This is a genomic window from Candidatus Enterococcus huntleyi, from assembly GCF_009933175.1.
In the GTDB taxonomy this organism is placed as follows: Bacteria; Bacillota; Bacilli; order Lactobacillales; family Enterococcaceae; genus Enterococcus_K; species Enterococcus_K huntleyi.
On record NZ_MAEJ01000020.1, the window covers coordinates 1 to 17,201 of the forward strand.

The following is a 17,201-nucleotide window of genomic DNA, read 5'->3' on the forward strand; positions in this document are numbered from 1 at the left end:
GCTCATTGTCAAGGACAATCAGAATAGCATACGGAAAGAAGTTCTGCACCTTATAAAATTTGTCAAAAAAACTGTTGCCATTCCACTCACTCCCTAAAGAGTGAGACGTATCAAAACACCAGATTCTATCCAAATGATTGGATTTCAATCCACTCACTCCCTAAAGAGTGAGACCGAATCTGTCGATCCTGGTGGCACAGTTTTAAGTATTTCAATCCACTCACTCCCTAAAGAGTGAGACCAAGGCGCTAAATACTTAGAGTTTGAATTTGGAAATTTCAATCCACTCACTCCCTAAAGAGTGAGACTCTAAGTCTGTTACACCTTGTTCTTCAGTAAATTATTTCAATCCACTCACTCCCTAAAGAGTGAGACATTGACGATCGTTCATGCGACGAGTTATTGGAGCAATTTCAATCCACTCACTCCCTAAAGAGTGAGACATGGCCAAAAGTAATTTAACGAAAAATCAGCTAATTTCAATCCACTCACTCCCTAAAGAGTGAGACGAAAATCTACCAGTTATCGTGGGACCGGCTTACAAAATTTCAATCCACTCACTCCCTAAAGAGTGAGACTGAGTATTGCTTACAAAGAATCTGATTTAGCAATTAATTTCAATCCACTCACTCCCTAAAGAGTGAGACCAGGTTGGTTTATCGGAGAGTGCATCAACATCCCGATTTCAATCCACTCACTCCCTAAAGAGTGAGACGTACATATTCTTCTTCACCTTGATTAAAGTAGCTATTTCAATCCACTCACTCCCTAAAGAGTGAGACAAGTCATTATAAGATGGTTCCTTACTTCCCCAAGATTTCAATCCACTCACTCCCTAAAGAGTGAGACCCCATTCGTTTTTTGCTAGGTTGAAAGGGCGGAAGTATTTCAATCCACTCACTCCCTAAAGAGTGAGACCAAGAGACACACGAGAAAAAAGTCATCTATATAATTTCAATCCACTCACTCCCTAAAGAGTGAGACGGGCTGAGTTTAAAGGAACTGAGGGCTTACCGGGTATTTCAATCCACTCACTCCCTAAAGAGTGAGACTTGATTCACTTTATTTTCAAGAATCTTATAATTCATTTCAATCCACTCACTCCCTAAAGAGTGAGACGTTTTGCGGTGGTATCTCATAGCCTTCACGAAACGATTTCAATCCACTCACTCCCTAAAGAGTGAGACGTTTTATTTTCAGTAATATGCAATCAAAATAAAATTTCAATCCACTCACTCCCTAAAGAGTGAGACAAACCATGGTGTTCAAGCACCAATTATATCTATATTTCAATCCACTCACTCCCTAAAGAGTGAGACCTTTAGCGATTCCTAAAGGTGATACGCACAATTGGGAATTTCAATCCACTCACTCCCTAAAGAGTGAGACATAAGATTCGGACGATTGGTTGTATTAGACAGAGTTATTTCAATCCACTCACTCCCTAAAGAGTGAGACGTTAAGTTTGCCTGATAACTTGTTGAAAAAAATAATTTCAATCCACTCACTCCCTAAAGAGTGAGACGTTGGGTGTAGCGCAACAGTTGTATATCAGCAAATTTCAATCCACTCACTCCCTAAAGAGTGAGACATCAACAAGCCGACTAGGTGATGGCTTATACTTTATTTCAATCCACTCACTCCCTAAAGAGTGAGACCCTGATAAGAGCAGGTGGATTGAGTCAGGAATCGATTTCAATCCACTCACTCCCTAAAGAGTGAGACTTGCTATCTTCGGGTTGGATCACAACTTTTCCACTATTTCAATCCACTCACTCCCTAAAGAGTGAGACAATTGCTGGAATAATCATTTCTATATATTGTGGTAATTTCAATCCACTCACTCCCTAAAGAGTGAGACGATAATCTATAAAAGCATTGATGATCGGACGGCAATTTCAATCCACTCACTCCCTAAAGAGTGAGACTGCGAATAATTCGCGTTTTGGCGAACATAGTTTCCTTTTTCCGCCTTTCACTCAGTATATCATTAAATTACCATTAGAAAAAGACTGATTTAGATGTCTTGATTTGAGAAAAAATGGTGCGGATGTCCCAGTGATTTCATGTTCACTTGGCATCCGCACCACTTTACTTTTTTGTATTCCATCATATTTTCACCTTAGCAACAGATCATTTTTTCGTTGCTACAGCGATAAAGAGTGTAGCGTCTTGTCGCATAAATATTTCTTTTCCTTCGTAAAAGGGTTCAAATTTAGTTAAGACAAAGCCGCTCTTCTCTACAGCTGCTTTAATTTCTACCTCTTCAAATCCGTTATGCACTTTAGGATGAGAAACACGCCGATTTTTGACAAAGTCAACTAAGATGAGTTGTCCGCCTGCATTTAGTACTTGATTTAATCGTGTTAAAATCCCTTCTGTATCAGGAATATGTAGCAAAACTAGGGACAAAAGGACTAAATCATAGGTTTCTTTAATTGAATCGGCGAATAAATCTCCGACTTCTGCTGTGCTGTTTTTAAGACCGTCAGCTAGAATCTTTGCTTGAGCCAGTTGGACCATTGGTTCTGACGCATCAACAATCGCTAATTTTTGTACACGATGAGCCAAAGGTAAGCTAACTAATCCGGTGCCACCGCCATAATCAAGCAGTTTTTTCTCTTTAGCATCCCGAAGTTCTTCACTAAATTTCTTTGAAATAATTTCAGCTAGAGCTTTTCTATCTAGCGAGTCATATTGTTTTGCTAATCGGTCAAAAATCTTTTCCATGAATAGACTCCTTTATTTTACGCCTTATTTCTAGTACTCGACTCGTTAAATAACTGTAGTAGCTTTACAACTATTGACTACTGTTCCTATTTTGTTGACTCTCGCGTAATTAGTTCGGGGAGAAATCTACGATAGCCTTGGCTAGCACCGTGTTCTTCGATTTTTTTTACCAGCATCTCTCCACAAACCTCACCCATTTTTATAATGCTTTGTTTAGCAGTCGTGAGTTTTGGTGAGCCAATTTGATCGAGAAAAACACCATCAAAACCAATAATTCCAAATTCCTCTGGGACATGCCCGCCGCTATTGATAATCCCCCGTTCAATCCCGATTGCAAGACGATCCGAGCTACAAATAAAGCATGTATTTTCTTTAAACTGAGTCCAATTTTCTTCAATAAATTGTTTAGCTTCAGTTGAGTGGTTTTTAAAACGGTAAATAGCTGGCTCTTTCTCATGCTCCTTCATAACACTTAAATAGCCACTTTCCCGAGAGCGAGAGAACGGCTCGTCTACGTCAATTCCAATAAAAACAATCTGCTTATAACCAGCTTGCAAGGCATATGAGGTGGTCATCGCAGTACCATATTGATTATCACTATCGACATAATCGATACCATGAGTATTTTCACCAAATAAAATGACGGGCTTTTCTAAACGATTGATCCATTCAAAATCAGATTCACGAAATCCGGTAATAATATACCCATCACAGGCACCGACATCAAATGCATTATTCGTTACTAGCTGCAAAGAATAATGGGCGGACCCAACTGTCTTTGAAATGCCCATTAATAAGTTCATGTAGTAAGGTTCCGTGGTATCAATTTCCTCTAAAATAAATAATTTGATAATCTGCGAACGGTTGGAAACCAACGCTTTTGCAGCAATATTTGGTTTATAATCAAGCTCCTTCATCGCCTGAAAGACCAGCTCTTTTAGCTCATCCGTCACCTGCTCAGGATGATTGATCACACGCGAAACAGTCATTTTAGAGACATTCGCTAATTTTGCTACATCTGATAAAGTTGCCATCTCGACCTCTCCTTTTTCTAAGTATACCACTGGCCAAATAACCTCGTCAGTAGAGACCACAGAAAAAACTAGAAAAACATATTATATGTCCGTTCTAGTTTTTGTGCATTGTAATAGCGCAAAAATTTGTTCATTTTTATTAGTTACTAACAGTCGAAAGAAGCGCTGTTTCAAAGAAAGAACTGATTTTATCCATCGTTGGAACCTTTACTAAATGGGGTTCATTGACAGCTACATGAAAGTCAATATTCTTACCATTTTCAGTTGGTTTATTTTTTCTGACAAATTGGGCCGTATCTTCAAAGCGGATTTTTTCATCAGCGGTTCCATGCCAAATAAATAACGGTCTGCCTGCCAATGTTTCGGAATGTTCACTCAGATCGTAAGCTGAAAGCCAACTTAAAAGTGTCTCATAATCATCAGGCAATGCAATCCCCATCTCAGCTGTTCTACGTAAAATGTTTTCACGATATAACAATGGGGCTGGTGAGCCCATGACACAGGCCGCTGCTCGAATCTCCGGATGATGTGTCAGCAATGCGCAGGTGGTCATGCCCCCCATTGAGACACCACCAACCCCGATTATTTCATTGGCTAACTCTTTCTCTATAAAAAAATCTCTTAATGATTGAAATTCAAATAAATTATAATAAATACTATTCCAAAAAGTTAACGACGGAATCGGCGAAACTGGCTGTTTACGCTCTCCATGTCCCATAGCGTCTGGTAAGACAACACGGAATCCCCTCTCGGCTAATTTTCTGCCTTGCGTCAAGACTAACTCTTTGCTTGTTTGCCACCCATGATAATAAATAATTAATGGCAATGCCTCAGATTGTTTTTCTTTAAGAACTACCTCTAAGACAGGCACCTCTTTTATCGTTCGCTTACGTACTAGCGGATTCATCGACTTCACTCCTCCTATTCATATTACCATATTACGTACATTATTTGTTTGTTTTTGACTATTTCACACCACTTAATATTAATTTTTCAAACTAAAAAGTATCTATCAAATATCTATCAATTAGCGTCTATAAACTAACTGCTGTAAATTGACTATCAGCTAATTTACTGAACCTAGCGACCTGCCATTTCCTACTATAAGTATTTTTTCTTACTGACATCAACTTTCCAGACATCTTTATATTTTTACTGCTTACGAGGCATTGGACAAAGAATATGAACGCCTGATTGCATGAAATCCTTCATTAATCCTTTATTAAGCTGACTTATCTTTTCCCCTATTGCTCATTTTTTGCTATGCTTCATATAGAGAGAAGGATGATTATGATAGATACTAAGATGTTACTGATGATTTTCTTTATTAATTTTGCCTATATCACCTTAAATACCTTACGTTTTATGCTTACAATGAAAGGCTATCGATTAATCGCTCCACTTGTGAGCATGGCGGAAATAACGATTTATATCTTAGGATTATCAATGGTCTTAAATAGACTGGACAATCCACTAAATCTATTTGTCTATGCCTTAGGCTATGCAGTTGGGATCAGCGTCGGTATCCGAATTGAAGACAAACTCGCTTTGGGCTATATTATGGTGACCGTTATTCTGCCTACGACAACGGAGGAACAAAAAAACCTACCGAAAATCTTACGCGAAAATGGCTATGGCGTGACTGTCACATATGCACAAGGTCTTGAAGGGGAACGACTTGTGTTGGAAATTCTCTCCTCCAGAAAAATGGAACGAACTCTTTATCACTTAATTAAAGAAGTCGAAAACCGGGCCTTTATCATTTCTTATGAACCAAAATATATCTCTGGTGGCTTTTGGACAAAAAAAGTTAGGAAACGTCAAGATAACCAACGCAAATAAAAAACAGACTAGAAGAAGGAATCCCACTCTCACAAGTGACCCTTCTCAAGTCTGTTTTTTATTTTATAAGATAATGCGGCGCCGAAGCACCGAGTACTTTTAAAAGTTCTTTAAAAATCATTTTCGAAAAAAAGCTTGATTCAGCAGGCGTTTCACCCGGAATTCGTTTGCTTATTTGCTTAATTGTATCGACTAAACTTGACTGATTCAGCTGCGAGTTTCCCCAGGCAGGCCAATTCAATTGTAGTTCTTCTTTTTGATTCACAACACCTGTCTCGACTAAAGACTCTAAAAAGATATTTCTCCTGCGCGTTCGCAGACGCCCCTTTTCTAGCTTCTCTAAAAGCATCTCCACTTGATTAATAAAGTACTCCTCATTCACATCACCTAGCAACTGATTCAGTGGAACAAAAACAGTAGGTAACTCTGTTTGTTGGTGTATGAGTGCAAAATAATCTGGCAGTGTCACTGGACGTTGATCCTCTAATGCGAGACTCACCAACTGAATAGATTGGTTACCGACAATCGATTTTGTATAGAAATTTGCCTCACCGACTACGCCGTAAAAGTATTCTTGTTCGCTAAGCAGTTCTGGCCAAACAATTTCGCCTAGAATTGCGGAGCGATTCTCCTCAGATTCTGCTAGAACGACTTCCGTTAAAGCGGCCACAACAGCTGCTATTTCCGCCTTTTTTTCATCATCAATTTGATCATTAAAGATTGGAAAACCTAAGCTATACTGACGATTCTCTCGAACGACTAAGTCTAATGCGATCAATTTATCTAAAAACTTTTCAAAGTTTTTCCCTGAAAATTCCGTATTAATCTGCCGTAAAATCAGTCGCTGCTCACGATAGTCCACCATATAACGGATAAATGGACCAAATAGCGGATGTTTAACCACGTCAGCATATTGTTTAGCTTTTGGACCATTATAATAATAGTTCATCTATTCATTCCTTCATTTCTGTCTTTTCAATAAAAAAAGTAGGGCCTACTCTGTCAAAAAAGTGACCCTACTAAAAAGTTTTTTAATAGTTTATGCAAATGCTTCAGTTAATTGTGGTACAACTTGTTTTTTACGAGATACAACGCCTTTAAGTAGCGCACGATTATTAACTAATTTTGTTGCAAAAGCTGCTTCGACTTTTTCTTTAGGCTCACCGAAGACTAATAATTCTGAATCGCTATCTAAGATATTTGTTACCACTAAGATAAATAAGTCATAGCCATTTGCCGCACTTGTAGCAGCCATAGCTGCTTCTAATTCTGCTTGACGATCCATCACTTCTGATAAATCAACAGTATTAATTTGAGCAATACGGACATTTTTATCGCTCATTGGGAAACTTTTCGCATCTAAATCTAGCAAGACTTCTGCTGATTTATCGCTTAATTTAGTGCCGGCTTTTAACATTTCTAAGCCATAGACATCTAAGTCAATCTCCGCTAATTTAGCTAATTCATTAGCCGCTTTAACATCTTCTTCAGTACACGTTGGTGATTTGAATAGTAATGTATCTGAAATAATCGCTGAAACCATCATCCCAGCTACTTCTTTAGGAATCGCAATCCCTGCTTCTTTGTACATTTTTAAGACGATTGTACTCGTACAACCAACAGGCTCTGCACGATAGTATAAAGGATTCGCTGTTTCAAAGTTGGCGATTCGGTGATGATCAACTACTGATAAAATTGTTGTATCGGCAATATCAGCGATACTTTGTTGAAATTCATTGTGATCGACTAACATTACTTGTGCACCAGCACCGGCAGTTTCAACTACACGAGGGGCAGGTACGCCGAAATAATCAAGCGCATGTTGCGTTTCTTCACTTGGTGTTCCTAAAGCAACGGCTTCTGTTTCTTTACCTAATTCATTTTGTAGATGTGAAAAAGCAATTGCTGCACCAATCGCATCTGTATCTGGGTTTAAATGACCGAAAACTAAAATTTTTGACATATTCTTTTGCTCCTTTTAATGGATTCCTCTTTAATAGTAAACAAAAAACAGGAAAAGAGCAACTACCTTTCCACTCTTTCCTGTTATTTTTTTAGCGTGTTAAATGTTTCGTATACTCACTTGTATGCAGCAATTCTTTGGCATTTTGCACGCGATCTTCTGTTGGTGGATTGATACCATCTAATGGATATTTTAAGCCCATTTCGTCCCATTTATACTTGCCCATTGTATGATAAGGTAAAACTTCCACTTTATCGACATTGTTCAAGGTTTTAATAAATGTGTCCAAACGAATCAAGTACTCGTCGTAATCGCTACGTTCTGGCACTAAGACGTGTCTGATCCAGACAGGTTTATCGATTTCAGATAAATATTTTGCCATCTCAAGAATATTTTCATTTCCTAATGAAGTTAACTCTTTATGTTTTTCATCATCAATGTGCTTGATATCAAATAACAACAAATCTGTATAGTTCATCAGTTCATTAAATTCACTAAAGAATGGTTCTTCTCTCGTAAAAGGTTTCCCACAGGTATCGATTGTCGTATGAATGCCCAATGCTTTTGCTTTTTTGAACAAGTCCGTCAAGAAATCTAGTTGAAGTAAAGGCTCCCCACCACTGACTGTGATGCCGCCTTTTTCACCCCAATAAGAACGATATTTAAGCGCTTCTTCAAGCACTTCATCTGGTGTCACTTCACGCCCGCCAGAACCAATCTTCCAAGTATCTGGGTTATGACAAAACTGGCATCTCATGCGACAACCTTGAGCAAAAACGATGAAGCGTACGCCTGGTCCATCTACGGTACCGAAATTTTCTGTAGAATGAATTCTACCTTTTATAGGAGTTGACATAGTATTATCCCTCTTTCGAATAAAAAGGGTGACACAAGGGTCACCCTTTTTAATTAATTACATTCTGTCATGTGAAGTTCTTGAAATAACGTCTGCTTGTTGCTCAGGAGTTAAGTCACGGAATTTCACTGCGTATCCAGAGACACGGATTGTTAAGTTTGGATATTTTTCAGGATGTGCTTGAGCATCCAATAATAATTCATTTGTAAATACGTTAACGTTCAAGTGGTAACCACCTTTATCGAAGTAGCCGTCCATAACGTTACGTAAGTTGTTAATTCTAGTTTCGTCATCTTTACCCAAACCATTTGGATTAATTGTTTGTGTATTAGAGATTCCATCTAAAGCATGAGTGTAGTCTAAACGTGCAGTTGAGTTCAATGAAGCCAATAAGCCATTTTTCTCACCTAAGAATTTACCATCTTGATAACTTGGGTTAGCCCCTGGTGCTAATGGTTTACCAGCACGACGACCGTCAGGTGTATTACCTGTAGCTTTACCGTAAACAACATTAGAAGTAATTGTTAATAATGAAGTTGTTGGACGAGCGTTACGGTAAGTGTGTTGACGTTTAATTTGAGTCATGAAGTAATCAAGAATCCAGTTAGCCATAGCATCTGCTTCTTCATTATCATTTCCGTAAGTTGGGAATTCGTTGGCAGGAACATAGTCCACTGCTAGTCCATCTTCGTCACGGATAACTTTCACGTTACCATGTTTGATAGCCATAACACTATCAGTTGCATGTGAAATTCCAGCAATACCAGTTGCGAATGTGCGTTTTAAGTCACTTTCCATGAATGCTAATTGAGGAGCTTCATATGCATATTTATCATGCATGAAGTGAATAACGTTTAATGTATTTACATACAATTCAGCTAACCAGTCCATGATATCTTTAAATCTGTCGATAAATTCATCGTACTCTAAAGTTTCGCCAGTCATTGGACGGAATTTAGGAGCAACTTGCATTTTAGATTTTTCATCAACCCCACCATTGATTGCATAAAGAACAGCTTTTGCTAAGTTGGCACGAGCACCAAAGAATTGCATATCTTTACCCATAACTGTAGCAGATACACAACATGCGATAGCACAGTCATCTGATCCCCAGTTAGCGCGTAGTAAATCATCATTTTCAAATTGAATAGATGAACTTTGTTTAGCAATTTTAGCAGCAAATGTTCTAAAGCCTTCTGGTAAATGAGAAGAATATAAAACAGTCAAGTTTGGTTCTGGTGAAGGACCCATGTTAGTTAATGTGTGTAGGATACGGAAGTCATTCTTAGTTACTAATGAACGTCCATCTAAGCCCATACCTGCGATTGATAAAGTTGCCCAAATTGGGTAACCAGAGAATAATTGGTTATATTCTGGTGTACGAGCAAATTTAACCATACGTAGTTTCATGATTAAGTGGTCAATTAGTTCTTGTGCATCAAATTCAGTAATAGCTCCTGCTTCTAAATCGCGTTGGATGTAGATATCTAGGAAGGCAGAGATACGTCCGATAGACATAGCTGCTCCATTTTGAGATTTGATTGCTGCAAGGTAACCAAAGTATAACCATTGGATAGCTTCGCGAGCGTTAGCCGCTGGTCTAGCAATATCACAGCCATAAGTTGCAGCCATTTCTTTCAAGTCAACCATTGCGCGAATTTGTTCAGAAATTTCTTCACGTAGACGGATTACATCGTCAGTCATGACTTTGTTACCAGTGTTGCTTAAATCTTTTTTCTTTTCAGCAACTAGGCGGTCAATTCCGTATAATGCAATACGACGGTAGTCACCGATGATACGGCCACGGCCATAAGCATCTGGTAAACCAGTGATAATTTTGTTTTTACGAGCAGATCTCATCTCAGGAGTGTATGCATCGAAAACACCTTGGTTATGTGTTTTTCTCCACTCAGTGAAGATTTTTGTCATTTCGTCGTTCACTTCATAGCCATTTGAAGATAAAGCGTTGTTAGCCATGTTGATTCCGCCGAAAGGCATGAATGCTTGTTTCAAAGGAACGTCCGTTTGTAAGCCAACGATTTTTTCTTCTTCTTTGATTAAGTAACCAGGTTCGTGAGAAGTAATTGTCGCTGGAGTATCGTTATCCATGTCATACACACCGTTTTGTTGGTGTTGTACTTCAAATAATTCTTGTAGTTTTGTCCATAATTTGTCTGTACTTGGAGCGATTGGTTCTAAGAAGCTATCGTCACCTTTGTACTCTGTGTAGTTTCTTTGAATAAAATCTCTAGTGTCTACTGATGTTCTCCATTTGTCGCCTTTAAAGCCTTTCCATTGTTCCATTTCATGGGCCTCCTTAAAAATTCTGTTAATTATAACAGCTTTACGTGATTAGTATAACACATCCTCTTCCAATTGCAATATTTTCATTGTCTTTTTTTTAACAATAAAATAAATTTTTTCTAATAATCGATTGAATACGTTGATATATAAAGGTTTCTTATTTGTGAAAATTTTATTCAATTTATTGTGAGTGACTTAACTTAATAATTTCGTAAGAAAAAACAAACCGCTTCTGTACTAAAACAGAAACAGTTTGTATCAAAAACTATATAACAGTTTTGTCATCCGTATCAATTACCGCTTGTCTCAACTTGTGGACATCCATAATTTCGCCACCTTGCTTTTCATCTAAAGCAAACGAGCCGTTTGACATGCGATCACTGATCGGTGAATGTTTCGGTACAATCTCTACTTGTTGACCTTTTTGGTTGACTAATAATAGCGGTTGATCGTCACCTTCACCCATATAAGTAACACGGTGCGGATTTTTCTTCAATTCTCTTAAAACCATCAACCCACGTTTTGCTCGACCTAATTGTGGTAATTCTTGTGCGAGCATCCGTTTAACTCCGCCACGTTGCGTCACAATAACAACTGGTGTGTCACCTTCTGGATAAACCAGTAAACCACTGATGACATAATCGCCTTCTTTGAGGTTCATCGATTTAACTCCCGCTGCTTTTGCTCCGACTACAGGGACTTCCGTTAACGGATAGCGTAACCCGAATCCTCGATGGCTGACCATGAAGACATCAAAATCTTCTTGTCGCTCTGTTAAAAAGACAGAAACCAACTCATCGGTTGCTTCTTTGAATTTCATACACGAAGTCGGGCGACTCTTATAAGTACGCCATGCATCGAAATCGCTCATTCGTGATTGCTTAATCAAGCCTTGTTTACTAATGCAGACAAACGTTGCCAATGGATTGATTTCTTTGTACGGGAAGACCGCAATAATTGATTCATCCATTGAAAGATTAAGAATCGTTTGAGAGATGTGTTCCCCAATTTCTTTCCATTTTAGATCAGGTAATTCATGGATTGGTCGATAGATGACATTCGCCTTATTTGTCACCAATAAAAGGTGATCCAGCGTATTAGCCTGTCCAGTATAAAGGACAAAATCACCATCCTTCATCCCTAATTCTTCCGGTTTTGATGCTGAGTATGAACGTAAGCTACTGCGTTTAATGTAGCCTTCATGAGTAACCGTTACAACAACATCCTCTTGGGTCACTAAGACTTCTGTTTCAATCTTAATTTCTTGGATTTCATCCTCAATCTTAGTCATCCGCGCATTACCGTATTTCTTTTTCACTTCGCGTAATTCTTTTTTGATGACTGCGAACAATTCTTTTTCATCATTTAGAATCTTTTGCAATTCGAAAATTTCAGCCGCTAATTCTTCTGACTCTTGTTGTAATTGCGTGATATCGGTATTGGTTAAACGATATAGTTGCAAGCTAACAATCGCTTCAGATTGCTCTTCAGTAAACATAAACTCTGAGACCAAATTCATTTTGGCATCTTTTTTATCCTTACTGCCACGAATAGTTGCAATCACTTCATCTAATATAGATAAAGCTTTCATCAACCCTTCAACGATATGTTGACGTCTCTGTGCCTTATCTAATTCAAAGAGACTTCGTTTGGTAATTACGACTTTTCGGTGATTCACATAGCTTTGTAAGATATGCTTTAAGCCAACTTGTTGCGGAGTCATGTGATCAATCGCGACCATGTTGAAATTGTAGTTAATCTGCAAATCGGTATTTTTGAATAAATAATTCAAAATCCCTTCTGCATTCGCATCTTTCTTCAATTCAACGACAATCTGTAAACCTGTTCGGTCACTCTCGTCACGGACTTCAGCAATTCCGTCAATCTTTTTGTTCAAGCGAATCTCATCCATTTTCTTAACTAGATTCGCTTTATTAACTTCATAAGGAATCTCAGAAATAACAATCTGCTCTTTGCTACCTTTTAAGGCTTCAATTCTCGTTTTAGAACGTAGAATCACCTTTCCTCGTCCGGTTTCATAGGCTTTGCGAATTTCTTCTTTCCCTTGTAGAATCCCCCCTGTTGGGAAATCCGGTCCAGGAATGAATTCCATTAATTTTTCTAATTTTGCTGAAGGATGGTCGATTAAATAGATTGTTCCATCGATAATCTCAGTTAGATTATGCGTTGGAATTTCCGTTGCATAACCAGCTGAAATCCCGGTCGAGCCATTGACTAATAAATTCGGATACTTTGCTGGTAAGACAGTCGGTTCTTTCTCAGTGTCGTCAAAGTTCCAGACTAAATCGACAGTATCTTTTTCAATATCTCGCAACAATTCACCGCTCAGCTCAGAAAGACGGGCTTCCGTATAACGCATCGCAGCAGGTGGATCCCCATCCATACTCCCGTTGTTTCCATGCATCTCGATTAAGACTTGACGCAATTTCCAATCTTGACTCATCCGCACCATGGCTTCATAAATACTACTGTCGCCGTGAGGATGATAATTCCCCATGATATTTCCGACAGATTTTGCTGATTTACGGAAACCTTTATCGTAAGTATTGCCATCTTTGTTCATGGCATATAAAATCCGGCGTTGTACTGGCTTTAAGCCATCTCTAATATCTGGTAAAGCACGTTCTTGGATAATATATTTAGAATATCGGCCAAAACGGTCACCCATTACTTCTTCTAACGTTAATTCTTGTATTTCTTGTCGTTTCTCCACGTGGGCAACCTCCTATTCTTCACCAAATAACGAAATTTCTTCTACTGCTTCTATTTCTTGCTCTTCTTCGCGTAACTGTTGTGTCTCGCTGACTGCTTCGTCAATTAATTCTTCATTCACGCCTGACCCATGACCTTCAGCTTCTTCTTTTTTATCTAAGATACTGCCATCTTCTTCCATGGTAAATTGGACGTGTTTTTCAATCCATTTACGACGAGGTTCAACTTTATCCCCCATCAAAGTCGTCACACGACGCTCTGCTTGGGCGGCATCATCAATCCGCACGCGAATAAGTGTCCGTGTCTCAGGATCCATGGTTGTTTCCCACAATTGGTCCGCATTCATTTCCCCTAGCCCTTTATAACGCTGCAACATATAACCCTTGCCAATTTTTTCAGTTGCTTGAGCTAACTCATCATCTGTCCAAGCATATTCGATCACTTGTTTTTTGCCGGCTCCTTTTGACACTTTGTACAAAGGAGGTAGAGCAATATAGACTTTGCCAGCTTCGATTAGCGGCTTCATGTAACGATAGAAGAATGTCAAAAGTAGCACTTGAATATGTGCTCCATCGGTATCCGCATCGGTCATGATGATGACTTTGTCGTAGTTACAATCTTCAATCGAAAATTCTGGACCAACGCCCGCCCCGATTGTATAGATCATCGTATTAATTTCTTCATTTTTCAAAATATCTTGCATTTTAGCTTTTTCGGTATTAATAACCTTGCCTCGTAATGGTAAAATCGCTTGGAATTTCCGATCTCGACCTTGTTTAGCCGAACCACCCGCGGAATCACCCTCCACTAGATAAATCTCATTTCGTTTAGGATTACGCGATTGTGCTGGTGTTAATTTACCAGATAAAAGGGATTCACCTTTTTTACGTTTCTTGCCTGTTCGACTTTCTTCACGAGCTTTTCGAGCCGCTTCACGCGCCTCCCGTGCTTTAATCGCTTTACGAATCAACATTTGGCTCATTTCACTATTTTCTAATAAATAGAAGCCCATTTGTTCACCTAAAACATTATCTACCACTGAACGGGCAATTGGTGTGCCTAATTTTTCTTTCGTTTGCCCTTCAAATTGAAGTAAATGTTCCGGCACGCGAATAGATAGGATAGCTGCTAATCCTTCACGGAAGTCACTACCCTCAAGATTTTTATCTTTTTCCTTAAGCAAGCCAACTTTTCTGGCATACTCGTTGTACGATTTCGTCATGGACGTCTTCATCCCAACTTCATGGGTACCGCCATCTTTTGTGCGCACATTATTAACAAAGGAAAGTGTGTTTTCAGAATAGCCATCATTGTATTGAAAAGCTACCTCCACTTCAATCCCATCTTTTTCACCAGAGAAATAAATCACCGGCGTTAAAGTATCCTTCTCTTCATTAAGATAGTCAACAAACTCTTTGATTCCTTCTTCAAAATGGAAAGATTCCGTAACAGTCTCTTCACCACGTTCATCAGTTAAATTAATCCTAACGCCTTTTAATAAGAAAGCAGACTCTCTTAAGCGTTCAGATAATGTTTCATAAGAGAATTTGATAGTTGAAAAGATTGTTTCATCCGGCAAAAAATGAACCAATGTTCCATTTGGCTTACGTGTTTTGCCTAGCTTCTTCAACGTACCATCCGGTTTTCCACCATTTTTGAATTTTTGTTGATATTCTACACCATCGCGGACAATCGTAACAGTTAGCCATTTAGATAACGCATTTACTACACTGGCACCTACACCATGCAAACCACCTGAAGTCTTGTAACCACCTTGACCAAATTTTCCACCCGCATGAAGAACTGTAAAAATCACTTCGACAGTTGGGATACCCGAAGCGTGCATTCCGACTGGCATACCACGTCCTGTATCCTGAATACTTATACTATTATCGCGATGAATATTTACATTTATTTCGTTTCCATAACCGGATAAGGCTTCATCTACAGCATTATCGACGATCTCATACACTAAATGATGTAACCCGCGTCCATCTGTCGAACCAATATACATTCCAGGTCTTTTTCTTACAGCTTCCAATCCTTCTAGCACTTGGATGGAGGCATCATTATATTCATTGTTGATCTTTTTTGCCAAAGCAAACTCTCCTTCTAGACAGCATACGAGGTTAGGTTTCTAAAGATTACTACTCCACTAATGCAGAGGCATCTAGTCCTACCATTCATCTGAATTATAAGAGGTTGGCGCAAAACTACATGGTTTCTGCCCGACCTCATCGTTAATATCATACTCTAAATAGTTTCCAAAAAAAAGAGGGCTCGTAAAAAACCCTCCTGAACTTTACAAATTTCTTAATTCAATTTTTACGCAACGATCCATAACAGTCTCTTTTTTACCCGCTGCCTCTAAAATATCAGCGGCTTCTTGACTAAACAGACCCAATTGCGCCCAAAAGACTTTCGCATCCGTTTGAATAAACTCTCTAGCAACCTCAGGTAAAAACTCACTTCGTCTAAAAATATCAACAATATCAATTGGCTCTTTAATATCCGTCAATTTTTCGACTACGGGCTCACCTAAAACTTCTTGCCCGGCCAATACCGGGTTTACTGGAAATATTTTATAGCCTTTTTCTTGTAACAATTGGGCAATTTCATAGCTGACACGATCTGGTTTATTGCTTAAACCAACGACAGCAATATTTTTTGCGTCCTTTAGATAACCTTGAATGGTTTCTTGTGCTGGATTTTGAAAAGTCATACACTATTACTCCTTTACCTATAAAATTGAGGATTAAGCGATTGATTTCCTTATTCTAGTCATTTAGAAGGCTAGAAGAATCCTCGTCAATACTCTTATGTTACACTAAATTTGGTGTTTTGCCTATTTTTTCGCTAAATAATTTACATACAATACAGGTTGCCCTTTGAATTTGTGATTGTTCCTAGAAACCTTTCATGATAAAATGAGCCATACGCTAAACGAAAAAGAGGTCTTTTAATGAAAACAGTTATTTTATTTCTTCTTGCCTACTTATTAGGTTCGATTCCTTCCGGTGTTTGGATCGGAAAAATATTTTTCAAAAAAGATGTTCGGCTATTTGGCAGTGGCAACAGTGGCACTACCAATACCTTTCGTGTACTAGGAAAAAAAGCAGGGATTGTTGTGTTAGCCATGGACATTTTAAAGGGAACACTTGCTACAAGCCTGCCACTTATTTTCAATGACACTACCATCAATCCATTGTGGTTCGGGGTCTGTGCTATTTTAGGTCATACATTTCCCATCTTTGCCGGATTTAAAGGCGGCAAAGCAGTCGCTACAAGCGCCGGTATGTTATTAGGCTACAGTCCTTTATTTTTCCTTTATTCTTCAGCAATTTTTGTTATTTGTTTATTCTTAACTAGCATGGTCAGTCTAACAAGCATGATTAGCGCCGTCTTAATTACCTTATCAACAATACTTGTTCCAATCATCCTGCCAGTCATTTTACCTGAACAAAACTGGTTATTGACAATCATCGCACTGCTTGTGACACTCTTTATCTTTTATCGTCACAGAGAAAACATTCAACGAATTGCCAATAAAACGGAAAGTCGAGTTCCTTTCGGCTTAAACAGTAGTAAAAAGAAATAAGAATATCCTTCATAATTAATAGAACACATGCCTGTTCAAAACGATAAGTTAAGAGACCTACGACAAAACTGGTGTGCACCCCGTCAATAGGACAGTGAAATATTTTAAAATTTTTGTGGACTACTCGTCGATTATGATGGG

Annotated in this window: 12 protein-coding genes and 1 CRISPR repeat array; of the genes, 2 read left to right on the plus strand and 10 right to left on the minus strand. The window is 38.6% G+C overall.

Translation table 11 applies throughout. The features are described from left to right. The first annotated feature begins 74 nt into the window (after positions 1-74). Positions 75-1,928: a CRISPR direct-repeat array (repeat unit 33 nt; unit sequence ATTTCAATCCACTCACTCCCTAAAGAGTGAGAC). A 205-nt stretch (positions 1,929-2,133) separates the two neighbouring features. From BAU15_RS10675 to BAU15_RS10685, 3 genes are all read right to left on the minus strand, one after another. Further along, positions 2,134-2,730 carry a class I SAM-dependent methyltransferase gene (locus tag BAU15_RS10675; protein WP_161842732.1) on the minus strand — a complete coding sequence of 199 codons (597 nt, stop codon included), beginning with the start codon at positions 2,728-2,730 and terminating at the stop codon, positions 2,134-2,136. 86 nt (positions 2,731-2,816) lie between these two features. Beyond that, a complete protein-coding gene (locus BAU15_RS10680) occupies positions 2,817-3,764 on the minus strand; it encodes a LacI family DNA-binding transcriptional regulator (RefSeq protein ID WP_161842733.1) in 948 nt (315 codons plus the stop codon). Positions 3,765-3,903: 139 nt separating this feature from the next. After that, complete coding sequence (locus tag BAU15_RS10685; protein ID WP_161842734.1) at positions 3,904-4,671, minus strand: alpha/beta fold hydrolase; 768 nt, start codon at positions 4,669-4,671, stop codon at positions 3,904-3,906. Between the two features lie 383 nt (positions 4,672-5,054). Here BAU15_RS10685 and BAU15_RS10690 point away from each other — a divergent pair, with 383 nt between their 5' ends. Next, entirely contained in the window at positions 5,055-5,606 is a 552-nt protein-coding gene (locus BAU15_RS10690) for a DUF2179 domain-containing protein (RefSeq protein WP_161842735.1), read from the plus strand. A 58-nt stretch (positions 5,607-5,664) separates the two neighbouring features. Here BAU15_RS10690 and BAU15_RS10695 read toward each other — a convergent pair whose 3' ends face one another. From BAU15_RS10695 to BAU15_RS10725, 7 genes are all read right to left on the minus strand, one after another. Then, entirely contained in the window at positions 5,665-6,555 is an 891-nt protein-coding gene (locus tag BAU15_RS10695; protein WP_161842736.1) for a DUF1803 domain-containing protein, read from the minus strand. 90 nt (positions 6,556-6,645) lie between these two features. Then, a complete protein-coding gene (locus BAU15_RS10700) occupies positions 6,646-7,569 on the minus strand; it encodes a manganese-dependent inorganic pyrophosphatase (protein ID WP_161842737.1) in 924 nt (307 codons plus the stop codon). A gap of 91 nt (positions 7,570-7,660) precedes the next feature. After that, on the minus strand, positions 7,661-8,425 hold the full coding sequence (gene pflA, locus BAU15_RS10705; RefSeq protein WP_161842738.1) for a pyruvate formate-lyase-activating protein: 765 nt from the start codon (positions 8,423-8,425) through the stop codon (positions 7,661-7,663). Positions 8,426-8,482: 57 nt separating this feature from the next. Further along, positions 8,483-10,729 carry a formate C-acetyltransferase gene (gene pflB / locus BAU15_RS10710; protein ID WP_161842739.1) on the minus strand — a complete coding sequence of 749 codons (2,247 nt, stop codon included), beginning with the start codon at positions 10,727-10,729 and terminating at the stop codon, positions 8,483-8,485. Between the two features lie 265 nt (positions 10,730-10,994). Then, positions 10,995-13,463 (minus strand): DNA topoisomerase IV subunit A, encoded by a 2,469-nt coding sequence (gene parC, locus BAU15_RS10715; RefSeq protein WP_161842740.1) that lies wholly within the window; start codon positions 13,461-13,463, stop codon positions 10,995-10,997. 12 nt (positions 13,464-13,475) lie between these two features. After that, complete coding sequence (gene parE / locus BAU15_RS10720) at positions 13,476-15,560, minus strand: DNA topoisomerase IV subunit B (protein ID WP_161842741.1); 2,085 nt, start codon at positions 15,558-15,560, stop codon at positions 13,476-13,478. Positions 15,561-15,764: 204 nt separating this feature from the next. Next, positions 15,765-16,184 carry a CoA-binding protein gene (locus tag BAU15_RS10725; RefSeq protein ID WP_161842742.1) on the minus strand — a complete coding sequence of 140 codons (420 nt, stop codon included), beginning with the start codon at positions 16,182-16,184 and terminating at the stop codon, positions 15,765-15,767. Positions 16,185-16,424: 240 nt separating this feature from the next. Between BAU15_RS10725 and plsY the strand changes: the two genes are divergently transcribed. Next, a complete protein-coding gene (gene plsY / locus BAU15_RS10730) occupies positions 16,425-17,060 on the plus strand; it encodes a glycerol-3-phosphate 1-O-acyltransferase PlsY (RefSeq protein ID WP_161842743.1) in 636 nt (211 codons plus the stop codon). Positions 17,061-17,201 lie beyond the last annotated feature (141 nt).